Annotated in this window: 15 protein-coding genes; 9 read left to right on the top strand and 6 right to left on the bottom strand. The window is 59.6% G+C overall.

Going from position 1 to position 24215, the window contains the following annotated elements; all coding sequences use genetic code 11:
- Positions 1 to 32 precede the first annotated feature (32 nt).
- Complete coding sequence (locus ASD95_RS14285; protein WP_056724403.1) at positions 33 to 6629, bottom strand: NEL-type E3 ubiquitin ligase domain-containing protein; 6597 nt, start codon at positions 6627 to 6629, stop codon at positions 33 to 35.
- Positions 6630 to 6808: 179 nt separating this feature from the next.
- On the opposite strand from ASD95_RS14285, the gene ASD95_RS14280 reads away from it, so the two are divergent.
- On the top strand, positions 6809 to 7027 hold the full coding sequence (locus ASD95_RS14280; protein ID WP_056724401.1) for a DUF2970 domain-containing protein: 219 nt from the start codon (positions 6809 to 6811) through the stop codon (positions 7025 to 7027).
- Positions 7028 to 7033: 6 nt separating this feature from the next.
- Here the strand turns inward: ASD95_RS14280 and ASD95_RS14275 are convergent, their stop codons facing one another.
- On the bottom strand, positions 7034 to 8119 hold the full coding sequence (locus tag ASD95_RS14275; protein WP_056724399.1) for an ABC transporter substrate-binding protein: 1086 nt from the start codon (positions 8117 to 8119) through the stop codon (positions 7034 to 7036).
- 524 nt (positions 8120 to 8643) lie between these two features.
- Between ASD95_RS14275 and ASD95_RS14270 the strand changes: the two genes are divergently transcribed.
- Together ASD95_RS14270 and ASD95_RS14265 are read left to right on the top strand one after the other, a co-directional pair.
- Positions 8644 to 10302 carry a nitrite/sulfite reductase gene (locus ASD95_RS14270; RefSeq protein ID WP_056724397.1) on the top strand — a complete coding sequence of 553 codons (1659 nt, stop codon included), beginning with the start codon at positions 8644 to 8646 and terminating at the stop codon, positions 10300 to 10302.
- Entirely contained in the window at positions 10286 to 10780 is a 495-nt protein-coding gene (locus ASD95_RS14265) for a DUF934 domain-containing protein (protein WP_056724395.1), read from the top strand. The genes ASD95_RS14270 and ASD95_RS14265 overlap by 17 nt, the downstream gene beginning before the upstream one ends.
- 51 nt (positions 10781 to 10831) lie before the next feature.
- Here the strand turns inward: ASD95_RS14265 and ASD95_RS14260 are convergent, their stop codons facing one another.
- Entirely contained in the window at positions 10832 to 14719 is a 3888-nt protein-coding gene (locus ASD95_RS14260) for a dermonecrotic toxin domain-containing protein (protein WP_056724393.1), read from the bottom strand.
- Between the two features lie 285 nt (positions 14720 to 15004).
- Here ASD95_RS14260 and ASD95_RS14255 point away from each other — a divergent pair, with 285 nt between their 5' ends.
- The gene (locus ASD95_RS14255) at positions 15005 to 15592 is read left to right on the top strand and encodes a hypothetical protein (protein ID WP_056724392.1); all 588 of its coding nucleotides are present in this window, start codon (positions 15005 to 15007) and stop codon (positions 15590 to 15592) included.
- A gap of 142 nt (positions 15593 to 15734) precedes the next feature.
- Here the strand turns inward: ASD95_RS14255 and sohB are convergent, their stop codons facing one another.
- Complete coding sequence (sohB, locus tag ASD95_RS14250) at positions 15735 to 16757, bottom strand: protease SohB (protein WP_056724390.1); 1023 nt, start codon at positions 16755 to 16757, stop codon at positions 15735 to 15737.
- Between the two features lie 201 nt (positions 16758 to 16958).
- On the opposite strand from sohB, the gene ASD95_RS14245 reads away from it, so the two are divergent.
- From ASD95_RS14245 to ASD95_RS14225, 5 genes are all read left to right on the top strand, one after another.
- Complete coding sequence (locus ASD95_RS14245; protein ID WP_056724388.1) at positions 16959 to 17669, top strand: histidine phosphatase family protein; 711 nt, start codon at positions 16959 to 16961, stop codon at positions 17667 to 17669.
- A gap of 64 nt (positions 17670 to 17733) precedes the next feature.
- Entirely contained in the window at positions 17734 to 18048 is a 315-nt protein-coding gene (locus ASD95_RS14240; RefSeq protein ID WP_007946492.1) for an SCP2 sterol-binding domain-containing protein, read from the top strand.
- Between the two features lie 144 nt (positions 18049 to 18192).
- Positions 18193 to 19056 carry a LysR family transcriptional regulator gene (locus ASD95_RS14235; RefSeq protein ID WP_056724386.1) on the top strand — a complete coding sequence of 288 codons (864 nt, stop codon included), beginning with the start codon at positions 18193 to 18195 and terminating at the stop codon, positions 19054 to 19056.
- A gap of 106 nt (positions 19057 to 19162) precedes the next feature.
- The gene (locus tag ASD95_RS14230; RefSeq protein WP_056725091.1) at positions 19163 to 20308 is read left to right on the top strand and encodes a sterol desaturase/SRPBCC family protein; all 1146 of its coding nucleotides are present in this window, start codon (positions 19163 to 19165) and stop codon (positions 20306 to 20308) included.
- Positions 20305 to 21384, top strand: a complete 1080-nt coding sequence (locus tag ASD95_RS14225; protein ID WP_056724384.1) for an SMP-30/gluconolactonase/LRE family protein — start codon at positions 20305 to 20307, stop codon at positions 21382 to 21384. Before ASD95_RS14230 ends, ASD95_RS14225 begins: the two co-directional genes overlap by 4 nt.
- A 275-nt stretch (positions 21385 to 21659) precedes the next feature.
- On the opposite strand, the gene ASD95_RS14220 is transcribed toward ASD95_RS14225, so the two are convergent.
- Together ASD95_RS14220 and ASD95_RS14215 are read right to left on the bottom strand one after the other, a co-directional pair.
- Entirely contained in the window at positions 21660 to 21893 is a 234-nt protein-coding gene (locus ASD95_RS14220) for a DUF465 domain-containing protein (RefSeq protein ID WP_008050666.1), read from the bottom strand.
- Between the two features lie 164 nt (positions 21894 to 22057).
- Positions 22058 to 24169: a hybrid sensor histidine kinase/response regulator gene (locus ASD95_RS14215; protein WP_082562953.1), complete on the bottom strand. Its 2112-nt coding sequence runs from the start codon at positions 24167 to 24169 to the stop codon at positions 22058 to 22060.
- Positions 24170 to 24215 lie beyond the last annotated feature (46 nt).

Below are 24215 nucleotides of genomic sequence, written 5' to 3'. Positions count from 1 at the left end.
CTTGCTCCCACAGTGGTTGTCCAGCGGCTGATTCAGCTGTTCCCGGCCGATGTCCCTGGTTGCGGTTCTTTACCCGCAACCTCCTTGCGGGACAACTCGATCATCTTCGCGTTGCGCGCCGCCGTCTGTTCGAACATCTGAGTCAAAAGGGCAGCGTCATCGACGTCATCCTCCTCCCCCGCCTGATTCTCCGCTTCATCAAGTGCCGTGAACTCTTCAGGGTATTTCTCCTTCAGATAGCTCACCCAATAGTCGCGCTGGATCAAGTCTTCGTAAAACCCGTCGGACTGCTCCGCATTGACGACCTCCGCGCGCGCGTCCGCCAGTTGTTGCCGCGTGACGCCCGACGCATACGTCATGTGTTTCGGCTGACCCGGCAGGATCAGGCCGTCATCCCAGCCCTCCGTCAGGCCGATTCGATAACCCAGGCGCACCTCGGCCTCATCCCCACCGGATCGAACCGCGGCCTTGGTCGCCAGATCATCGATCTTGTCCAGTCGAAACAGTTGCCTGGACAGCTTCAGCAGTGCCTGACCCTTCACACTCAGGCCTCCAGGCGCAATGTCGAGCAAGGCATTGTGGGTGAACACTTTGCTTTCCAGCCCGCTGAACGTGAGGATTCGCCCGTCGACACAGGTGCCATGAGTACTCGAACTGGCGAACAGAACCTCCCGCAGTTCGCTGTTGCTGGCCGCGGCTTCCATCACTGTCCAGACCCGTCGTGTCAAATCGGCATTGGCCACCCGAAACTCCCGGGTGTCTTGCAGTCGCTCGAGCAAATGAAAGAACGCAGCACTGTCCGGCTCGGCCGCCAGTTGATTCCAGATTTCGCTTTTACCGGCCAGTTCCTCCGGGGGCGCATTGGCCAGCCAAGGGGCCTGTTGCGCGGAATCAGGCTCAACGTCAGGGAGTTCTTCATCCGACTCAATGCTGTCACTGTCGCCTTGGTCTTGAGCATCATCGAGTAACTCGTCGAGTTCATCGCGCGACAGGCCCAGCACGGTGTCCCGTGCTCCCGAGTCACGGTAGTCCCTCAAGCGCTCGAGACTCTCAAGCACCAGGTTGTTATCACTCAGGTCGATGCCGATCATCAGGACGTTGTGATTGCCATCCAGCGCCTGCGCCGGAACCGAAGTGATGCCGTTACCACTCAGGTTCAGGACCCGGAGGTGGGCGGCATCCAGCACACCGCCAGGCCATTGCGTCAGATTGTTATTGCGCAGATCGAGTGTCACCAGCGCTTCGAAAACGTCGAGGTCGAAGGACTCCAGTTCGTTGTAGCTCAGGTCAAGCTGGTTCAGACGTTCCAGATTGCTTAACGAGTCGTACAGGTGTTCGGCATCGTCCAGCCGGTTCGAAGACAGCTCCAGGCGCTCGAGCCTATCCATGTGCTGGACAGGCTCGGGTACTGCCTCCAGCCCATTGCCATTGAGTTCCAGGGTCTTGAGCCGGGTAAAGGCGGCGAGGAACCCGTCGGAGCCTGTTCGGGTCAGTTTTACTCCGGTCAGGTCCAGCCTGCCAACGTGGCCGAATGTTCCCGGCAACGTAGGGAAATCGCCCAGTTGCAGGCCGCTCAGATCCAAAACGGCATTGGCAACCCCCTCCACGCCGGCCAGGCCCTGGCGCCAGCATTCGAGGATGCGCAAGGCGCCCAACCGGCGAATGCTTGAAGATATTATCCAGCCTGTGTCGCGTACTCCCCGTGTGAAGATCCAGCCGTTCAACTGACGCGTAAGCGCTTCGAAGGTCTGTTCCCAACCGGCAAGGCGCTCGCTGATTTGCACCTCGGTCACCCCGCGCTCGCGCATCTGTTCCAGCGCATGCAAGGCCTCATCATCCGCCAGTGCCGGCTTTAAACGTTGCAGACGCCTTGTGAAAACCTCGGCCCCTTCTCCCGCCGGTACCTCAGGCAGCGTCAGCAAATGCTGCGCAATGGAAAACCCACTCTCGGACGGCGGAAAACCGAGCGGTATCGGCTCCAGGGCGAACCGCTGCAGGGTGCCCTCTGGAAGTACTCTGGCCGCTTCTATTCGCTGCCAGGCGGTCCGGAGCATTGCGTCAGCCTGAGGGGTCAAGGGCGAACCGCCGAGATTGGTTTTGAGCAACACCTCATTTTCCAGCACCGCCCCCGGCAGCTCGGAAATTTTGCTGTCGCGTAAATCCAGCCAGGTCAGATCCGGCAAGTCCTGGGCACCTGCCGGCCACTCCCCCAGCTCTGTCGCGCGCAGGTTCAAGGCCTTGAGGTGAGTCATTGCGCTGACGTCCAGGGTGTTCAGGGGGTTGCTGCCAAGGTCCAGATATTCGAGCATCTTCAACCCATCGAGACCTTGCTGAACCCCGGAATCGACAACAATCGCGTTACTGGAGAGATCCAGTTGAGTCAATTTTCCGAGATCTTTGGGTCCGATGGGGATTTCGGTCAGGCCGCAACCACGCAATTCGAGTGTTTGAAGTTCGGAAAAACCGCTGATGAAACCGCGAATCTGTGCTGCGGGCGCTTGATTGCTTCGCAAATACAGCGTTTGCACTTCCGGGAAAGCACCGGCCGGCAACTCGGGAAAACTACTCAGCCCCAGATTAGGCAAGTCGAGCACCGAGGCATCGGCTCTAGCGCCGTAGCGCTTGAATACGCCTTTGCGCCAGCAGGCTCTCAGGGAGCTTGTCGCTAATATCCGGCCTGTCATTTCATTGACCGCTATCGGCATTTCACCCCAATCATTGAGGTTGCGGTTGAGTACAGTGTTTTGCTCACTCAAGGCTTCGATCGCTCCGTACCTCGCCTCGGCGTCCGGCCACTGCTCGACAAACCGATTGAACAAGGTCTCGTGATTCTCGTTGAGGCCTTCGCCAAGGCGTCTCAACTCACCCTTGCTGTAGTCCCTGACCATTTCCTCGAGATCGACAAGGTGCGGGGGTAGGCTTTTGGCGTACTCATACGCCGGCCTGAAGTTTTCACGAAGGAAATTCGACCAGTCCAGCGACAGTCCGGACCAGAGTGTTTCATGTCCGTTGAAAATGCCGTCCGGCAATGTCCTGATCCCGGTGCCCTTGAGATTCAATCGCTCAAGTCGCGGCAGTTCGAGCACCCCGGCGGGCCATTCGAACAATGAAGGTGCCAGCACTTCCAGCAGGCGCAGATTGCGCAACTGGCTGACATCCAGCGCAATCGGCGTAAACGCCGAACAATAGACATTGAGGTACTCAAGCCTGGTCAACGCGCCCAGCCTCGTCGGCATGTCGGCGGCGTAGGGAGCGGATGAGTACAGGCTCAGATCGGTGAGCTCCGGCATCGTACCGATGATTTCGGGCACATTGCTGAACTGATTGCCCGTGGCGTTGATCCGCAGTTTTCTCAACTTGGGGAAATTGCCCAGCAGTGCATCGGCATTGGCATCGGTGATGCAGCGGCCCCGGACGTACAGATCACGCACATGGGAGAAATCGGCAGGCAACGAAGGAAGCGCTTGGTCACAGGTCAGCTCAAGCAATGTGAAGCGCGCCTGCTCTGCAGCCAACGGCGAGTTGCGCCAGCTTTGCTTGAGGCTCTGCGCGACCGAGGCCTTGCCACCCAACATGAGTTCCAGGGCAGCGTTCGGCGATGGCTCGCCCACCCAATGATCGAGCGTAGCCTCAAGCGTCTCCCACTCGCGCAGGCGGGTCTGCAACAAACCGTAAATCTGCCCGTCGGTTTTCCCCGCACGCAGCTGCGCCAGGACAAATCCGTTGGCCTGCTGTTCGGTCAGCGCCGGATAGACATCCCGAACCCGACTCGCCAGCGAAGGATTGATCCCATGCCCGCGCCCGCTGGCGTAGTACCCCACCAACCGTTCGTTGATCCGGACCGGAGGCTTGAAGTTCGCGTGCTTGCCAGTGCGTGTCTCCAGGCTTTGTGCCAGCTCGCTACGATGGGCAACGGCATGGTCGATGATTGCCTTGCGCAACTGGCTGCCCTGAGCCACATGGGGAACACCCAGCGCCTGTCGCGCTGAGTCGGGCAAGGCGTGCATGATCGACGAGTAAAAATTGTCTTCATTTCGAGGAATGCCGTTGAGCTCCTCGCCGCGCTCATCAAACGCCTGGTAAGCCGGTCCCTTCTTGACCACATATTTGCGCGTGACGGCAGTCTGACTGCCAATGCCATCGATCAGCGGCCCCTCGACGTGACCGTCGCGCACTTCCAGGCGCACGCTGTCGGACCAGCCCGGCAGTTTTTCCAGGGAATGCAGGGCGAGCCATCGGCTGTCCGCCGACGCCATACGCTCCAGATGCAACCCGGCAAAGGCCTGGTTGACGCGCCCTTGGCGTGCGTACCAGCGGCCCTCTTCAAGCATGTTCAAGGGGATCCGCCGCGTCGTTTGCCACCGCGCCAGCTCCTCGGCATTGGCATCCTGCAACACCCTGTTGGCTGCGGATTCACTCAGCCCCGGGCAAGCTCGCCGCAACGTCGCCACCGGCCCCTTGCCCGCCTCGGAGCTACCGGGGGCAGCCTCGAACGCCGACAACAACTCAACCAGCCCCGGAGGCGGAGGCAGGTGATCGAGGTGCATCTTGCGCAAGGCATTGTCAGTGGCACCGCTGGCATCGGCGAGGGTGAGCAGTTGTTCGTCCGTCAGGGCCTCGGTCGCATGGCCCATGCGCCGCAACAGGGTCAAACGGTCCCACTCCAGAGGACGCTCCAGCGTATGGCGCCAGGCACCGTGGCCGTTGTGTTCGAGAATCGGCCGCCAGGCCCCGGTATCGGACGGATGCTTGATGCGCCATTTTTTCACTGATGAATCAAAGGTGATCTCATACACCTTGCCCGCCTGGCGGATGTAAGTCCTGCGGTTCGCGCGAAACTGTCCCAAGGAATTGGGGACAGTGTCATCGCCCAGCTCAACGTTGCGCTCATAGGCCTTCAGGTCGGGTTTCCACAGCCGAGTCGTGCCATCGGCACGCTTGATGGCGTCCAGCCCTTCGATCACGGGCTCCGGTGCGAGTGGCACTAGCTTGCCCAGCGCCTTGCCGGCCCCGGCCATCGCCGCGATCAGCGCCAGGTTTTCCGCCACATCGATCAGGTGCGCCTTGGCCGCGGTGCGATCCCCCTCACTCCACTCGATCGCGCCCTCGAACGACTCGTACAGCAATTGCCCGGCCATCACCGTCAGCATGATCTCGCCCAGCACCGGTACGAACATCGACACCATGTTCAAGCCCAGCATGCCGATTTCCAGCAGGTGATTGAGCTTTTTCGCCCGCACCGTTGCATCGACGTCAGCCGTGGGCACAGCATGACTGCGTGCATCGGCGATCACCTTGGCGCGGTTTTGCTCGTAGAGATAAGTCCACAGATCGGTGTTGGCGGACCAGATTCCGGCCGCGCCTTTGCGAGTGACGTCAACAGGATCGAGGTAGGGATCTTCGACCCGCTCACGTTTGACCGAATGCTCAGGTGGCAACTCCTTGATGCGGGCGACGGGAGAAAGCACGGGAATGTACTGCGCGACTTTCACCCAAATGGAGTGCAATGGATCGGCGGGAGCATCCGCGGCTTTACGGGTGAATTGACTGAAATAGTAAGGCCGGTCGGCGTAAGCGACGAATTGGCTGAAATACCGCTGGTGCTCCGTCGGGCCATCACTCGACGGCGATGCGCCAAGGGCTGTGAATTGCCGCTTGAATTCCGCCCTCATCCGCTCAGGGGTATAGCGTTTGAGCGGATGTTCCGGATCATGGGGAATGTAAACGATGAAATCGCTGCTATAGCGATATTGTTCACAGATGCCGAACACGACGCAGCCTGTCATCCTGCGTTTCATCAAACTCAGGTCGCGAAACCAGACAGGCCTGTTGCCAAGACGGGGATGAACTTCGCCGTTAACCACCGAAAGAATCATTTCGTAATCGTCGGGCTCGATGTCCTTTTTCAGCAGCGCCAGTTCGGCTGCTGCCTTCAATGCCGCTTTCTGGCTGGCAACGAACTGCTCGCGCAATGCCGTTTCCTTCTGCGCATCCGCTGGCTGGAAAAACGCCTTCAGTCGGGTTTGATACTGCGCGCCGATATCCAGCTTGCGACAGAGTGAGAGGAACTGCCTGACCGACATGCTGAAGGTAGCGACCTCGAACGTGCCTGGCGTCGATGTCTCGATCACAAACCCGGACCCGCGATGAAAAGCGCCCTCCTCACACTCGGACGCTTCGAAGTTGTGCAATGCCGCTTGCAACAACGAAAGTTTCATCACCTCGAACGAGGCGATCTCTATTTCAAGGGCGCTGACTTCCAGCGCCCGCCTGAGGCACACCAGGGTTTTGTTGACGTCGACCTCAACACCAAATTGCTCCTTCAAGGCCTTGCGCAGTATCGGCTCGGCAAAGCTTTCGGCGTCCGGCAGCGACGACATCGTCTTGTCGAGCCGGGCCTGGGACACAAAACTGTCGTTGAAAAGGTCTTTCAGTGCCTGCTTTTGCTCGCGGGATGCTCGCTGGTACCACTGCGGCGGGAGCGAACCGCTCGCTTTTATGGCAGCTCGCCGCTGCGGCGTGGCATCGATCAACCAATCAGGCGTCTGTTGTTCAAGCAGTTCGCGATGAATGCTGTTTCGGCCCGGAACCAAATGTTGACGGGGCACGGATGGAGGATGGGTAGACATAGTGTCGCTCCTGAAAAATGGAACGACAGGACACCATTTCAGCGAACCGCATCTGCGGTAGATAGTTATCGCACCGCTCAAGACTGATTTCAAAATACGTCGATCCGCGGACCGGCCGAGCCCACCACCGGCCGCTGGATTGTCTATGCTCTGAGGACCTACTGACAGGCGAGGGACTTATGGCCGATCCAGCCGACAACAAGCCGCCGACCTTCTGGCAAATGCTGCACAGCGTCATGGCGGCGGCATTCGGGGTGCAGAGCGGGAAGAACCGGGCCCGAGATTTCACTCACGGCAAGCCGAGTCATTTCGTGATTCTGGGGATAATGTTCACGGCGGTGTTTGCATTGACGCTGTTTGGCATCGTCAAGCTGGTGCTGCTTCTGGCCGGGGTTTGATCAGACTCAGTGCATCAGGGTTTGCAGGGTGAACGGGTAACGCCAGGACGCGGGACGTCCCTTGGCCGAGAGTTTGTGGAAATCCACGCCAAAGTCCTGCGCGGTGTCCATCGCCAGCAACCGCCTGGCCTGCGTCCGATCGATCAGCTGCAACAACGGAATCTGCCGGTCACGGCCGCCGTACTGGCTGATGTCCACACCTTCATCGTAGTCATGCAATTGCACCAGCGCCCAGCCACCGAGGGTGAAGTGCCCGCCCAGCAAGACACTCAGGCGATGGTCCAGCAGCGCTTGCAACGCAGCGGGTGAATTGTTTATCGCGCCGAACAGCACGCCCTTGCCCGGCACACCTCCCGCTTCGACATACGCCTGCATCACGCCGAACACCATTTCGTCATTTGCAGCCCAGACCAGCGACGTCTGCGGGTAGCGCTTGAACAGCAACCGGGCCTGCTCGCAGGCACGTTGCCGGGTCCAGCCGCCGTACACCAATTGCCGCAAACGCACTTCGGGGTGCTCGGCCAAGGCACGCCGCATGCCCTTCTCGCGAAATTGCGCGGACGGGGTGATCTTCAATCCGGAAAAAGCCAGCAACTCAATGGTCTGGCCGGGGGCTACCGGGCCGTGCTGTCGGATCAACTCCTTGAGCATCAGGTAGCCACCCTCCTCGTCGTTGGGCACCAGGCTGCCGAGCAAATCGGGATACTTGTCAGGCCGGGCTTCGACCAGCTTCATCTGATCCGGGGTCAGGGCATTGTTGACCATGAACAGCTTTACCCCACTGCCCTTGGCCAGCCGCAGGATTTCGGGGGCGATGTATTGCTCGTTGACGAACACCAGGTAGTCGGGACGATGGTGGCCCTGAAGGGCTTCGCGAGCCTGGCGGAGAGTGTTTTCGGAGACACGGTCGGAATACTGGATGCGCAAGTCCATCCCCAGGTCAGTCGCCGCGGCGTGCATGAACTGCGAATAACTCACCCAAAAAGCCTCGGTGGGGGTTCCCGGATTCAGGAACAGCACTGACGCCGCCTGGGCACAAGGTCCCAAGACCATGCCCAGCGTCAGTAATACGCCACACAGAAACTTCAGCATTGGTCGTCCGAGCCCCCGGAAATTCGCCGCGCATTATAGCCAGCGAACGTCCGTAAAACGGCGATTTTTCCGGTTTTTGTCAGACAATCGTCGGAACCGGGCCCGGACGGTGTCGCTTATTGATGACTGACCCAGAATACCGCCGTCCCCACGACCAGAATGATCAGGAACAAAATTGCCCATGCATCAACGGTGCTATCGCTTTTCCGTGCTTTGGTTGGGTTGCTCATTGCATCGCCTCTTGTCGGTTTTATCGGTGATTGCATAAAGACTCGAGCAGAGTAAAGACGACGATTGCCCGCATCACAAACAGGGTCTTTGCATCAACGTTTATCATTAGGCGATTTGGTTCTTTACATATGCTCAAACATCACTTTTACGCATAACTGCAAACTGGTATCGTGCCCCGGCTCCGTAGGGAGTGCGCGGCCGTGCGCGCAGAATTGCCGAGGTTTTATCGGACGCCAGCAAGCCAAAAAAACGCCGCTGTTTCCGACCGGCCCAAGCCTGAGAACAGGACTTATATGTACGTATACGACGAATACGATCAGCGGATCATCGAGGACCGCGTCAAGCAGTTCCGTGATCAGACCCGACGCTATCTGGCAGGCGAGCTGAGCGAAGAAGAATTCCGCCCCCTGCGCCTGCAAAATGGCCTTTATATCCAGCGTTTCGCGCCTATGTTGCGAGTCGCCGTGCCATACGGCCAGCTGACTTCGCGCCAGATGCGAATGATGGCCAAAATTGCCCGTGACTACGACAAGGGCTACGCCCACATCAGTACCCGGCAGAACGTGCAGTTCAACTGGCCGGCCGTGGAAGACATTCCGGACATTCTCGCTGAACTGGCCACCGTGCAGATGCACGCGATCCAGACCAGCGGCAACTGCCTGCGCAACGTCACCACCGACCAGTTTGCCGGTGTCGCCGCCGACGAACTGATCGATCCGCGCCCATGGTGCGAGATCGTGCGCCAGTGGACCACGTTCCACCCGGAATTCGCCTATCTGCCGCGTAAATTCAAGATCGCCGTCAACGGTTCGACTTCCGACCGTGCCGCCATCGAAGTCCATGACATCGGCCTTGAGCCGGTGCACAACGCCGCTGGCGAACTGGGCTTCCGTGTGCTGGTCGGCGGTGGCCTGGGCCGTACGCCGGTGGTGGGCGCATTCATCAATGAATTCCTGCCGTGGCAAGATCTGTTGAGCTACCTCGACGCCATCCTGCGGGTCTACAACCGCTATGGCCGTCGCGACAACAAGTACAAGGCGCGGATCAAGATCCTGGTCAAGGCGCTGACGCCTGAAGTCTTCGCACAGAAAGTCGATGCGGAAATGGAGCACCTGCGCGGTGGCCAGACCACGCTGACCGAAGCCGAAGTGCAGCGCGTCGCCAAGCACTTCGTCGACCCGGACTACAAGGCACTGGACAACCAGAGCGCCGCCCTGGCCGAACTCGACCAGCAGCACCCGGGCTTCGCCCGCTGGCGCGTGCGCAACACCCTGGCCCACAAGAAGCCGGGCTATGTGGCCGTGACCTTGTCCCTGAAACCGACCGGCGTTGCACCGGGCGACATCACCGACAAACAGCTCGACGCCGTGGCCGACCTGGCCGACCGCTACAGCTTCGGCCAACTGCGAACCTCCCACGAGCAGAACATCATCCTGGCCGACGTCGAGCAGGACAAGCTGTTCGCCATGTGGGGCGAGTTGCGCGAGCAAGGCTTCGCCACGCCGAACATCGGCCTGCTGACCGACATCATCTGCTGCCCGGGCGGCGATTTCTGCTCCCTGGCCAACGCCAAGTCGATCCCGATCGCCGAATCGATCCAGCGTCGTTTCGACGATCTGGACTACCTGTTCGACATCGGCGAACTGGATCTGAACATCTCCGGCTGCATGAACGCCTGTGGTCACCACCACGTCGGCCACATCGGCATCCTGGGGGTGGACAAGAAAGGCGAAGAGTTCTATCAGGTTTCCCTCGGCGGCAGCGCCAGCCGTGACGCCAGCCTGGGCAAGATCCTCGGCCCGTCCTTTGCCCAGGAAGCCATGCCTGACGTGATCGAAAAGCTGATCGACGTGTACATCGAACAACGTACCGAAGACGAACGCTTCATCGACACCTATCAGCGTATTGGTATCGACCTCTTCAAGGAGCGTGTCTATGCAGCGAATCATTAAGAACAACGAGGTCGTCGACGAGACCTGGCACCTGCTGCCCAAGGACTTCAACATCGACGAAATCACCAACTGCGACGACTACATCGTTCCGTTGCAACTGTGGCGCGAACACAGCCGCATGCTCCTGGCCCGCGACGGCGGCCTGGGCATCTGGCTGGACGCCGATGAAGAAGCCGAGGAAATCGGCGAAGACGTGGCTCAGTTCCAGGTCATTGCCCTGAACTTCCCGGCATTCACCGACGGCCGCAACTACTCCAATGCCCGCCTGCTGCGTGACCGTTACGGTTTCAAGGGCGAATTGCGGGCCATTGGCGACGTGCTGCGTGACCAGTTGTTCTACATGCATCGCTGTGGTTTCGACGCGTTCGCCATTCGCGCCGACAAAGACCCGCACGAAGCCCTTGAAGGCCTCAAGGACTTCTCGGTGTCCTATCAGGCCGCTACCGACGAACCGCTACCGCTGTTCCGTCGTCGCTGACCGTCACSCCTTGAACCCCGGCCCGGGGTTCAAGGCGTTTCACCTTCCCGGCTAAAACGGTGGATAGTCGGCCAGCGGCATCGGCCGCCCCATGGCGACCCAATCGCGGTACAGCCGGACTCGATCCTCCAGCACCACGAACAACCGGAACGGATTCTGCGCATCGCCCATCCGCGTTTCGACACACTGTCGCAACCAACCCCACAGCTCTTCTGACGCATCCGCTTCCTGCAGCAAACGCCACACCCGCGCCTGCAGCGACCGATAGCCGACCTGGAAATCCGCGGTCAAACTCAATCCATCCATGACCCGGAGCAACGTACTGCCCGATGGCTTGACGGCCAATCGTTGCCAGATCTGTTGCCGGGCTTCGCGCACGCCTTCATCACCCTCCTGCAACCAGGGTGTCGCACTGCCGTAATCGGTACCCGGCTCGCTCAGCCACAGGTTGATACCGGTGCGTTCGCGATGATCCACCAGGCGCAACAACGTCTCTTCATCCGTCAGCGGATTGCCCCACAGTTTCACCCGGTCCCGGGAGATCGCCTGAATCATTATTGCGTAGGGAACCCGACTGATCCGGTTGCCTCGCAAGTCGAGCGAGGTGAGATACGGCTGATCGGCGACGCCAATCGGGCAATGACTGATCCCGGTGTTTCTCAGGTTCAACACACGCAACTCATTCAGCCCCAATACCACGGGCGGGACAGTCAACGGGTTGTCACTCAGGTCCAGCGTTTGCAAGCTCGGCAGATCACGAAACTGCGAAGCCGTGTTCTCCTGAAGCTGAAGAAAGGCGGAACTCAGGTTGAGCGTTGTGAGTCGAGTCATTTGCCGAACCGGTGCAGGCAATATCCCCTCCAGCACATTGCCTGCATTAAGCCGGCGCAGATCGACTCGTTTCAGGTTCAGGGTGTGCAGATTGGGAAAGCTTTCGAGAAAAGCGCTCAGACTCTCGCGTTCGACAAGGTGCAAGCCCTGCATCGTTAGCTCGACGACGTCATTGAAGCGAACGTTCATTGTCGGCAAGCGATGGAAATCCTCGTACCCCAGGTCCAGCCTGTATCCGCTGCACACCTCGCCGGACATGACTCGATTGATCCCGGGCGGGCATTTTTGCCAAATGCTCATCAACTCCTCGACCAGTTCATTTCGCACCTCACGCTCGGAATCGATCACGGTTTGCAGCAGTTCGGCATTGTGCGCCGCCACCTGCCGGGGATTCATGCCCGCGGCGGCGTCATCGCCCACAACCAGAAACTCCACATCCATGTCATCGACATCCAGCACGGTCTGGTCGACCCAGTCGCGCAGATCGGCATGCAACTGCCGCACCTCGAGCGTCAGGCGATCCACCAGCGCTTGCGCCCGGGCACCTGCCGTCAGAAGCAACTCGTCCACCTGGGCATCGGTGAACTCCGGATACAGATCCTTGACCTGCATGCGCATGATTTCGTGAGCCAGCGCAGCGCCCTGTGGCGTGTTTGGAAAGCCGCCGCCGCGCAACCCCCTGGCGTCGAAGGGCAACCGCGAATCCATTCGATTCAAGCCGAGTATCAGCTCGGAACGAGACAAGGCGTGCCCGCCAATGCGCAGGCGTAACTGGCTGGCCACGTCGGGCGCGTTTAGCGCCATCGCCGCGCGTTCCTCCCCGGACAATAGTTCGACCAGCGCCGCAAACAGATCCGTACCTTCACCGTCGGCTGCCGCCACCGTGGCACACCGATAGCGATCACCGGCCTTGATCAAGCGCCGGCAATCCGCCGAATCGAGCGGGCCGCAACGGTCCAGGACCCGGCCACTGATCGACCCGTCGAGCACTTCGATGCGCAATCCTTCCGGCCAACCGGGCAGGCGTTCCAGGGAGTGCAACGCCAGGACATCGGAATCGGGGTGGCTGACCGAACGCAAGTACAACCCCTCATAGGCCCGGTTGAGTCGTACATGCTGCTGATACTCGCGTGCCTTGCTGTCCAGGCGCTTGAACAGTTGCAGCACCTCGTCAGCATCGACGGGCCGATTGATGTCGACCCCTGAACGGTCGAGGATCTGCTCCACCGCACTTTTCGGCAAACCCTTGTATTCGCGCTGAAACAGGCGAATCCAATCCTGGTCCGAGTGCTGGAGCGCCTGATAGCGGGCGTTGAACAATCCGGCCCGCGCTTGCGGATCGGCGACGGCTTCAAGTTCCTGATCGAGCTTGAAGCGAGTGATGGTGTCGGCAAGCGTCGGCGTCAGCGGGCGACCGGTCTGCATCAGGCGCAACATATCGTCGTCGACCGTGCTGATCCGGGCGATCCGTGCCAATACCTCATCACTGAAGGCAGCAAGCGGTGCGCAAACGCCACGCATCAGTTCCACACGTGTCGGCACGGGCACCTCAGACGTATCGGGCATGGGCTCGTCCGGCGCTGCGGGAAGTGGCTCGCTCCCCGGCTCCCCCGACTCGTGCAACGTCCCGGCGATTTTCTCTTCGCCCTTGAGTGCTGCCACCGCCCCGGCCAGCGGGAGCGCATTGAGCAGGCCGAACACTGTACGCGTCACCCCCTCGGAGCGCTGCCCGGGTGTTTTACCGTTGATGGCCTGATCGAGGCCGTAACCGGCGTCGATCAGCCCCGCCAGCACCAGGACGCCCTCTCCTCCCGGAATGAACAATGCCAAAGGTCCCAGCCGGTTGATCCACTGCACAAGCGGCTCCACCACCGCGCTCAGGTTGTCGCGATTGACCTGGGCATCGTTGCGGATGGTTTTGACACTGGCCATGGAAGCCTGCTTCATGGTCAGCACCAGTTGCGCGAACGGATCGGTACCGGTCGGCGCACGCTCAAGGTCGATGTAGTCCTGCGGGTCCCAGAAACCGTCATTGTTGAAGAATCCGGCGTTCTTTGTCAGCCAGTGCTCCTTCGGGTAAACCGCCATGCCCTCCAACGCCGTCGATACGCCCGCATGGAAAGTGCCATCTTCACGATCGTCCTCGGCAAAATGCGCGACCAGCGCTTGCCGTGTGGCGGCAACCCGGCCTTGGGCCACGATCCATTGGCGCAGATGCGGCAAGTCGGCGAATTCATGCAGGGGTGAGGAGTTGCCGGGAATGTTCAACAAGACCCGACCGCTGCGACGATGGCGGTAACACCAGATATCGTCCGATGTGTAGCGATAGATCGTCAGCCGACCGACTTCGATCGGCGCGCTGATGCGGGTGGGCGCCTGCATCTGATCGATAGTCAACGTACTCCAGGCCTGCTCCGCTGGCAAACCGGCGGCCTGCATGGCCAAGGCCAGGCCCTCCTGACTCAAGCTGCCCTCCTGATGTTGCAGGCAGGCGCTCATGATAAAGGCGGCCCTGGTCGAGGTTCTCAGGTCGAAAGGCGCCGCCTGGAGGATTCGCTTATCGGAGGGCCAGGCACTATCAAGGTAAGCCTGATAGCGGGTTTGCAAATCCAGATCCCATACCCACTGTTTGAACGCCGCCGGCCTCAGGGTAATTTGCGTTGCCGGCCCATACGCCTGAGGCGTGGTCCGGCGATAGATACCTTCGTAGGTGTGGTGGTTGCCATTGCCGTGGTCGGCGAATTCATCGACATGCTCCACGATACGAATGGACGGACCGACATCGGGCGGTGTGAACAAGTCCAACAGACCTTCGGCAATACGCCCGTCCGCGACGCTCTGGTAGTTCGCCAGCAGCGCCTGCACCAGGGTTTGCGAGTTTGCCACCTGGCCTTGCTCGATACCGTCCTGCGGCGGATGCCCCCGGTAGCGATAATCCAGGGTGACCAACAGGGCGCTTTGCGGGTCGATGTCTTGTCCCCACCTTTCCTGGATCAACTGCGCACCGAACTGCTCGGGAGACTGCGGCAAAGCCGCGCTCACCACAGACTCCAGTGTTTCGCGCAGCGGCAGATGTTCGGCATGAAGCGGTGTCCGATGGTCATTCATGTGCGTTCCATGGCAATTATTCTGGAGCATCAACATAACCAGCAGCCGCGCTGCCGAAAGCAGGAACGGTCGCCTGCTGCCTACAGAGATTTCGCCGGGCCGTGGAGGACATCGGGCAGACATTCGCAGGCTAAAAAAGCGGGACCCAACTCAAACGAACTGACCGGCCAGACAACCAGCGTCGCAATATTGCTTTGAAAATCCTGGTAATATATTCCGCGCAAAGTTGTTTATTTTTCGCGATAGAGTATGAAAACTCAACTACCGCAAAAAGGATTTTGCACGATGTATATCACCGACGAAGCTCGCAACTCCGCTTTCAAAATACTTTGGAATGAAAGAAACTTTAGTTATCTCGCCATTTTATACTGCGATGCCAGCGGTAATATTGTCTATGTCCCCATCAAGACTGACAGCACTCTCATCTATATTGAACACGAAGAATGGCCAAACATTGATCATGTTCGTTTCAAGAGTCTCGAGACTCTGCTTGATGCCCTTAAGTCAAATGGACTTAAACAGGTTCCAGGTAAAATGGACAGTATCGAACTGCCATGGTCTTCATACCCTGATCTACCGACTACATTAAAAGAGCAACTCAATGAACCCGGGATTTTTATACTCGACCACATGTATAGATTCCAGTTTCAGTATGAACCTTTTGGGCCAGGACCAGTGGCATTTCCAATACGGGTTGAATACGATAGTGTTTATCCGGTAAATGAAAGCATCGGCACCATGTATAAAACTCGCTTTGCCGACATTGAATCTCTGCTCCAGGCGCTGGCCACTTATGGCGATAATTGCAGGATCCTGGATTGGTATATCAATCGCGGACTAGTCCGGATTCCAAATATAACATGGCAGCTCTGAGCACCGGATAAACACTTTCGCCCTTAAGTTTTTAGTCTCCATAAAAAAGACCTTGAACATTGCCTGCATGGCATCGTTCAAGGTCCTTTAATCGTACATGGTACCAAAGCGGACAATTGCTATTAGCCCATTGAACGCAGAATTACCAGAAGCGTTGCTGGGTCAAACGGCTCCACCAGCTCAGCAGCACGCGATCGACCGAGCCGCTGGCGGCGATGCCGATGCGCTCCTGCAGGCTTTTGCGTTCGGCGTAATGCAAGTGATAGAGCTCGGACTTGCTGGCGCGTTCGGCGAGGTATTCATCGCTGGTCTTGAGTTCGTCGACCAGTTGTTTGTCCAGCGCCGCGACACCGAGCCAGATTTCGCCGGTGGCCACTTCATCGATCGCCAGTTGCGGGCGATAGCGCGACACGAAGTTCTTGAACAGTTGATGGGTGATGTCCAGGTCCTGCTGGAACTTCTCCCGGCCCTTCTCGGTGTTTTCGCCAAACACGGTCAGGGTGCGCTTGTATTCACCGGCGGTCAGCACTTCGAAGTCGATGTCGTGCTTTTTCAGCAAGCGGTTGACGTTGGGCAACTGCGCCACCACGCCAATCGAGCCGAGGATCGCGAACGGTGCACTGATGATCTTCTGGCCGATGCACGCCATCATGTAGCCACCACTGGCCGCGACCTTGTCGATGCACACGGTCAAGGGCACGCCAGCCTCACGGATACGCGCCAGTTGCGAGGAGGCCAGGCCGTAGCTGTGAACCATGCCACCGCCACTTTCCAGGCGCAGCACCACTTCGTCCTTCGGTGTGGCCAGGGTCAGCAAGGCAGTGATTTCGTGGCGCAGGCTTTCGGTGGCCGAAGCCTTGATATCGCCATTGAAATCCAGCACGAACACCCGGGGCTTGGCCTCGGGCTTTTTCTTCTGTTTCTTGTCGGTTTTAGCCTGGGTCTTGCGCAGGGCCTTGAGCTGGTCCTTGTCGAGCAAGGTCTGCTCCAGGCGCTCGCGCAGCCCTTTGTAGAAGTCATTGAGCTTGCTGACCTGCAACTGGCCCGACGACTTGCGCCGCCCCTTGCTGCGCAAGGCCGCGAAACTGGCCAGGACCACCAGAATGGCGATCACCAGGGTCACGGTCTTGGCCAGAAAAATGGCGTACTCGGAAAAAAACTCCACAGGGACTCCTCAAACGATGCGCGGCTTGAACGCGCGCGGGATACCTCCAGCATACCCATGCGCCGACCTTGCGACCAGTCGTGAAACCTCTGGCAACAGGCGTGTAACGAGCATTTCAAACAAGCGTATGTTTTTTCATTGACAGCACACCGCCATCCTCATAACCTCGCCAAACCTTCAACGTACCGGGAAGACGCGGACGTGGGCAGCATCTATTTGATTCGACATGGCCAGGCCTCCTTCGGTGCGGACGACTACGACGTGCTGTCGCTGACCGGCATTCGTCAGGCTGAAATCCTTGGCCGCCACCTGGCCGAACTGGGGATCAGCTTCGACCGCTGCCTGGCGGGCGACCTGCGCCGCCAGCAGCACACGGCCAACAGCGCGCTGGAGCAATTCACCGCGGCGGGCCTGTCGGTGCCGCTGCTGGAAACCGACTCCGCCTTCAACGAGTTCGACGCCGATGCGGTGATCCGCGCGCTGTTGCCGGCCATGCTGCCGGACGAACCCGAAGCCCTGGACATCCTGCGCAACGCTGCGCAAAACCGCGCTGAGTTCCAGCGTATCTTCGCCCTGATCATCGAGCGCTGGCTGGCCGGCACCTACGACACACCGGGCCTGGAAAGCTGGCTGGGGTTTGTCGAACGGGTGCAGGCCGGCTTGCATCGCATCCTCGACCAGGCCGACAACACCCAGAAAATCGCCGTGTTCACCTCCGGCGGCACCATCACTGCCCTGCTCCACCTGATTACGCAAATGCCTGCCCGGCAGGCCTTTGAGTTGAACTGGCAAATCGTCAACACCTCGCTCAACCAGCTTAAGTTTCGTGGTCGCGAGGTGTCCCTGGCTTCCTTCAACAGTCATGCGCACCTGCAACTGTTGAAGGCCCCGGAACTCATCACGTTTCGCTGAGTCCGGACTATTGTGACCCTGGCTGTAATCACCCAGCTCTTATTACCCAAGAAAGGATCGAACCATGACCTCCGTAGCTGATGCCGTACAAGCAATGAAAGCCAAGTTCAACCCAGCCGCTGCTGCCGGTCTGGACCTGGTCTTCGGTTTCCGCATCGACGACACCAAGAACTTCTCGCTGATCGTCAAGGACAGCACCTGCGAACTGCAGGAAGGCGAGAACCCGGACGCACAAGTTACCCTGGTGATGGACGGCGAAACCCTGCAAGGCATCGTCGACGGTTCGACTGACGGCATGCAAGCGTTCATGGGCGGCAAACTGCGCGCTGAAGGCGACATGATGCTGGCGATGAAACTGTCCGAACTGTTCCCGTCGTAAGCACCTGGCTCCCGAACTTCGGGAGTGTGCCTGCTGCAAACGAATCCCGCCCTTAGTGGCGGGATTCGTCGTTTTTGCCTGCCCGCCGCTGAACCTTGTGGCAAGGGGGCATACAATGCCTGAACTTCCCACACCGGCCACCCCATGGACATCGACCTCGCCCGCACCTTCCTCGAAATCGTCCGCCATGGCAGCCTGGCTGCCGCCGCGGAAAAACTCCATGTCACCCAGACCGCGATCACCGCGCGGGTGCAAAAACTCGAGAGCCAGTTGGGCAGCACCCTGTTCGTGCGTAACCGTGCCGGCGCCCGCCTGACGCCCAACGGCGAAGCGTTCGTGGTGTATGCCAATCAACTGGTGCAAACCTGGGAAGCCGCGCGGCGTGATTTGCCGTTGCCCGAGGGTTTTCACGATGTGCTGCACATCGGTGGCGAGGTGAGCCTGTGCAATCCGCTGATGCTCGGCTGGGCCGGTGAAATCCGCAAGAACATCCCCAGCCATGCCCTGCGCATGGAAATCCGTGACGGCGAAAACCTGCTGCGGCAACTGGAGTTGGGCGTTCTGGATGCCGCGCTGGTGTATCAGCCCGAGTATTGGCCGCGTTTGCAGGTCGAGCAGGTTCTCGAAGAAAAACTGATTCTCGTGCGCCAGGTCGACAAGCCCGATCCTTATGTGTACATCGATTGGGGCGCTGATTTCCGGCGCCAGCACGACGCCGCGCTGCCGGAAAAAGCCAAGGCCGCGCTGAGTTTCAATCTCGGCCCGCTGGGCTTGCAGTACCTTCTCGAAAACGGCGGCAGTGGCTACTTCCGCACCCGCGTCGTGCAGAGCTATCTGCAAAGCGGCGCCCTGGAACGGGTGCCCAAGGCACCGGAATTCAACTACCCGACCTATCTGGTCTACTCGCGCGATCGTGACTCGCCGACGCTGCAACGCGCCTTCGACCTGCTGCGCAAGGTCATCGATTCCGACGAAGACTGGTCGCAGCGCTGGGATCCGCTGACCTGAGACCGGTTTGCACCGGATCATGGCCGTTGTGTCATCAAGGTTCGCTCCGTCAAATCACCGGGATCGGCTAATCTGAAAGAGATAACAAAAACGACTGGTGATTGCAGTGAGGCAGACCACCGAAGGATTCCGCAGCCGTTACCGCGCCGACATTCATCCGCTCTACAATCCCTGGCTGCACGGCGCGTTTGTCCTGGTGTTCGGGGCAGTAGCGATCAGCGCTTTCTGGAGCAACGTACATCAGGTGCGGCCAGCGGAATGGCTGGCGGTACCCGTCACGCTACTGTTGTTCAACCTCGGCGTGTACATGGTGCATCGCCACCTGGGGCATCATAAAAAGAGCTTCGCCCGGCTGTTTTATGCCCGTCACGCAGTCGACCACCACAGCTTTTTCACCCCCGGCCACATGACCTACGACAGCGCCCGCGACTGGCGAGTGATCCTGTTTCCGGCGTGGCTGATCGTGCTGCACACCCTCGCCTTCGCCCTGCCCCTCTGGTGGCTGCTCAAGCACATCAACACCAACGTCGCCGGATTGGTCGGCGGCCTTCTTGTCCTCGGTTACCTGGTTTACGAAGTGTTCCATGCCTGCGAGCACCTGCCGTCGCGCAACCTGGTCACACGATTGCCGTGGATCCGCCAGATGCGCCGGTTGCACGAACTGCATCACCGCCGCGAATTGATGCAGGAGCGTAATTTCAACATCGTTTTCCCGCTGATGGACTACCTGTTCGGCACCCTCTATTGGGAGCCGGAACCTGAGCCGCTCAACCCGACGAGAACGCCCATGACCCGCATGCAACATCAGATTGTCATTGCCGGAACCCCGGTCCAGGTACTTGCCTACGCCAGTACCGTGACCCTTTGGCCGCAATGGCATCCGTCGTCGCTGCGCATCGATGGGCCACAAGGTCCGTTGCACGCCGGTGCACGTTTCGAGGAAGACATCCGTGCCGGCGGGCGCGACGGACACTTGCGCTGGGAGGTAGCGGAATACCTGCCCGGGCGGCGCTGGAGCGCCGAGGCCCGGGGTGATCACGGCCTGTCGCTGGTGGTGACCTATGAATGCGATGCCACAGGCGAGGACACCCGCTTCGTCCGCACCCTGGAGTATCAGTTCAGCGGCCTGGCGATGCGCATTGCCAACCGGTTGCTGCTCAAGCGACGCATCGATGGGGAATCGGCGGCGTCGATGCTGGCATTGCGCGACATGGCGCAGAAGTATCTGGCGGCGACGGGGGTCGGCGCGTGAGCAGAACCTTCAAATGCCTGCTGCTTGCCATCATCGTCATCGGCGCCTTCCTGCTGCTGATGCCGACCAAGGTGCGACCAGTGGCCTGGACGCCACAACCTGCACCGTCTCTCACCAGCGGAATCTACGCCGACAACCAGCGGCTCAAGGACGTGGAACGCGTGGGTGCCGCCAACATCGATGGACCGGAAGCCTTGTTGCTGGAAAACGACGCGCTCATCACCGGCCTGCACGACGGTCGCCTGATCCGCACGAGCCTGGACGGCAACAACACCAAGATCCTGGCCGATACCGGTGGCCGACCACTGGGCCTGGCCCGGCATCCCAATGGTCTGCTGGTGATCGCCGACGCCGTCAAAGGTCTGTTGTCCCTCGACGCCCAGGGACGCCTGGTGGCCTTGACCACAGAAGCCGACGGCGTTCCCTTCAGTTTTATCGACGATGTGGCCATCGACAAACCCGGTCACTATGCTTACTTCAGCGATGCTTCGAGCCACTTCGGCTATGGCCACGACGGTGAGGCCGTGATCGAACACGGCGGCGACGGTCGACTGCTGCGCTACGATTTCCAGACCGGCAAGACGGCGGTTGTGCTGGATAAGCTGGAATTTGCCAACGGCGTGACCCTGGGTCCGGACGATGCCTATGTACTGGTCAATGAAACCGGTGCCTACCGCATCAGCCGTTATTGGCTCACCGGTCCGAAAGCCGGCACCCATGACCTGTTCATCGACAATCTGCCGGGGCTGCCGGACAACCTGTCGTTCAATGGCCGCGACCGCTTCTGGGTAGCCCTGTATGCCCCCCGAAACCCCTTGCTCGACGCCACGGCACCGCATCCGTTGGTACGCAAGATGATCGTGCGAGCCATGACCGTATTGCCCAAGCCCGTGGAAAAACGCGGATTTGCCCTGGGCCTGGACCTTGAGGGCAAAGTGATCGCCAACCTGCAGGATGGCAGCAAAAACAACTACTCCCCCATCACCACGGTGCGCGAATATGGGGACTGGTTGTATTTCGGTTCGCTGAAAGCCCGGAACATGGTGCGATTGCCGTTAAGCAAGGCATTGCAATGAGCAAGCGCCCTGTCTGAACTCACCCAGGACCCATTGTGGGAGCGAGCTTGCTCGCGATGGCGGACGGGCAGTCACCAGTGGTGTTGACTGTGCTGACGTCTTCGCGAGCAAGCCCGCTCCCACATGGGACAGCGTTCAGTTCATCGGGATATTCGGGCTGGGTCATGAGGCACCTCGTTGAGAGCCGTAACATCGGTCTCTGGGCATTCGAGGTGCCATTTTTTTTGTGCCATTTCAACTGTTCAGCCACCGGTCGTCGGTGGCAGGCTGGTGGGTCAGGACGACGCGCCAAGTTGCTTGACGATCTTGTCCTTGACCAGCAGACGTGTCTCCTTGAGCTTCCTTACGGTGTCATCGTTGGACTTGGCCTCCTCTGCTTTCACCACTTCGGCATCCGCCTGGGAATACTTGTTAAGCAGTGAATCCAGTAACGGATCCTTGGTGCGTTTCTGCTGGATTTCTTCCTTTGAGCGTTTCAGATCCTGATAAAGGTCATGGGGCACCGGCATGGAACACCTCCGTTAGTTGATCGGCAGCGAAACGCGATCAATTGCGTTCACCAACTATCAGAATGGCCTCGGTTTGCCCGTTCTGTCGACCACCTGTCAGACCAGCGGTGTCCGTTCGTCGTCCGGTCCCACAGGCGCTAAAACCTTTGTCTGCTCAAGTGGTTTCAGCCGTTGAGCACCATGCGCACCATTTGCCTGAGCGCTTCAGGATTGTAGGGTTTGCTCAACAGGTGGGTGTCGGGGCTGAGCTGGTGGTTGCGCGAGATGATGTCGCGGGTATGCCCTGAGGTGAACAACACGGCCACCGGTGGTTCCTGCACTTTCGCCCAGGCCGCCAGATCCGAACTCTTGATCAGGCCGGGCATGACCACGTCGGTAAATATCAGGTCCACCGCCAGCCCTTCCAGCAACATTTGCATGGCGACGTCACCGTTGGTGGCCGTAAGGACCTGATAGCCCTCTTCTCGCAACAACTCCACCGCCGCTACCCGCACGGCCTCATTGTCCTCCACCACCAGGATGCGCTCGTGCCCGCCCCGTTGCGGCACATCAGCGCCCGGCGTTTCGCTGGGTGCCGCGCGCAAGGTGCGCGGGAAGTACAACTGCACCCGGGTCCCCCGCCCCACTTCACTGGCGATTTCGATATGACCGCCACTCTGCTTGACGAAGCCAAACACCATGCTCAGGCCCAGGCCGGTACCCTGCCCGTCGGCCTTTGTGGTGAAGAACGGCTCGAACGCCTGGGCCAGTACCTGTGGCGGCATGCCGACACCGGTATCCGTCACGGACACCCGCACATAGTCCCCGGGGGCAATGCCCTTTGCGGCACAAAACTTGCGATCGAGGACGATGTTTTCCGCGCACAGGTCAATCCTGCCCTCGCCTTGAAGGGCGTCACGGGCATTGATCGCCAGATTGAGAATGGCGTTTTCCAGTTGATTGCGATCGACGAACACATTCCACGAGTCTTCGGGTGCCGTCATGTGAACCTGAAGGGTTTCACCCAGGGCACGCAGCAGCAGCTCCGCCAGGCCATCGAAAATCTGCCGCAATGTGAAGACCGCGGGCGACAACGGTTGGCGACGGGCGAATGCTAGCAATTGCGAGGACAGCTTGGCACCGCGCTCGACGGCAGCGATCGACGCCGAGACCCGGCGTTGCACATTGGCGTTACCCGGCTCATGGCGTGCCAGCAGGTGCAGGTTGCCGGCGATCACTTGCAACAGGTTGTTGAAGTCATGGGCCACACCGCCGGTGAGGCCACCGATGGCTTCGAGTTTCTGTGACTGGCGCAGTTGTTCCTCCGCCGCCAGCCGCGCCTCGACCTCATCGGCCACCCGCTGCTCCAGGTTGCGGGTGAACTTGAGCAGGGACTCTTCGGCATTCTTGCGTTCGTGGATATCGATCAGCACGCCGGGGAAGCGAAACGCCTCGCCCTGCTCATTGAACTCGCAACAACCACTGGCGAGTACCCAAAGGTAGCTGCCATCCGGGCGCTGGATCCGGTATTCGACGTTATAGGGTTCGCCCGTCTCAACCGATAGTGTGACTCGTTCCTGGACCCAACTGCGGTCGTCCGGATGGATCCGGCTTTCAGCGATTTCCCGGGACAGGTTTTGCAGGTCTTGCCCGGGCGGATAAGAGAACGCGCGAGCGAAGCGCTCATCACCCGTCAGTACGTTGGCCTTGATGTCCCAGACAAAGGAACCGAGCAAGGCGCCAGCGTTGAGCGCCAGGCGTACCCGTTCGTTGTCGGCGCGGTAGGCGTCTTCAGCCACTTGTCGCCGTTGCTCGGAGATCACCCGCTCCGTGGTTTCCACCACCATGGACATGACCCCGGCCGGGCGCCCGTCATCGTCAGCCACCGGGCTGTAGTAGAGGTCCATCCAGACATCTTCCGGAACCCCGTCACGCAGCAGCACCAGTTCTTTGTTGCGATAGGACAAGGTGCCGCCCGCCAGGCAGGTGTCGACCACGTGGCGATTGAATTCGGCGACTTCCGGCCAACCCAGCTCTACAGCGGAACCGAGCAGATACGGATGACGCCCACCGGCAAACTTGGAGTAAGCGTCGTTATAGATCATGTAGCCGGACTGGCCCCAGAGCATCACCATCGGCAGCGGGGACGCGAGCATCAACTGCACCGCGCTGCTCAGGCTCCTGGACCATGAATCGAGCGGGCCAAGTTCGGTCGGGCTCCAGTCGAACGCACGAATGCGCCCGGCCATTTCGCCATTCCACCCGGAGCACCCGTGGCTTTCCTCTAGAAACTGCATCGGCTGGCTCTATCCCGGTAAGTTGCACCCGTTTGTTTCGAGCATC

The sequence above is a fragment of the Pseudomonas sp. Root71 genome (genome assembly GCF_001429045.1).
Classification (GTDB): Bacteria; Pseudomonadota; Gammaproteobacteria; order Pseudomonadales; family Pseudomonadaceae; genus Aquipseudomonas; species Aquipseudomonas monachiensis.
This window is presented reverse-complemented; position numbering and strand designations above follow the sequence as displayed.

What these genes read in the sequence shown, in the direction of transcription:
- ASD95_RS14285 (WP_056724403.1), bottom strand. Translation starts at nt 6,629, where the DNA reads ATGTCTACCCATCCTCCATCCGTGCCCCGTCAACATTTGGTTCCGGGC.
- ASD95_RS14280 (WP_056724401.1), top strand. Translation starts at nt 6,809, where the DNA reads ATGGCCGATCCAGCCGACAACAAGCCGCCGACCTTCTGGCAAATGCTG.
- ASD95_RS14275 (WP_056724399.1), bottom strand. Translation starts at nt 8,119, where the DNA reads ATGCTGAAGTTTCTGTGTGGCGTATTACTGACGCTGGGCATGGTCTTG.
- ASD95_RS14270 (WP_056724397.1), top strand. Translation starts at nt 8,644, where the DNA reads ATGTACGTATACGACGAATACGATCAGCGGATCATCGAGGACCGCGTC.
- ASD95_RS14265 (WP_056724395.1), top strand. Translation starts at nt 10,286, where the DNA reads ATGCAGCGAATCATTAAGAACAACGAGGTCGTCGACGAGACCTGGCAC.
- ASD95_RS14260 (WP_056724393.1), bottom strand. Translation starts at nt 14,719, where the DNA reads ATGAATGACCATCGGACACCGCTTCATGCCGAACATCTGCCGCTGCGC.
- ASD95_RS14255 (WP_056724392.1), top strand. Translation starts at nt 15,005, where the DNA reads ATGTATATCACCGACGAAGCTCGCAACTCCGCTTTCAAAATACTTTGG.
- ASD95_RS14240 (WP_007946492.1), top strand. Translation starts at nt 17,734, where the DNA reads ATGACCTCCGTAGCTGATGCCGTACAAGCAATGAAAGCCAAGTTCAAC.
- ASD95_RS14235 (WP_056724386.1), top strand. Translation starts at nt 18,193, where the DNA reads ATGGACATCGACCTCGCCCGCACCTTCCTCGAAATCGTCCGCCATGGC.
- ASD95_RS14220 (WP_008050666.1), bottom strand. Translation starts at nt 21,893, where the DNA reads ATGCCGGTGCCCCATGACCTTTATCAGGATCTGAAACGCTCAAAGGAA.
- ASD95_RS14215 (WP_082562953.1), bottom strand. Translation starts at nt 24,169, where the DNA reads ATGCAGTTTCTAGAGGAAAGCCACGGGTGCTCCGGGTGGAATGGCGAA.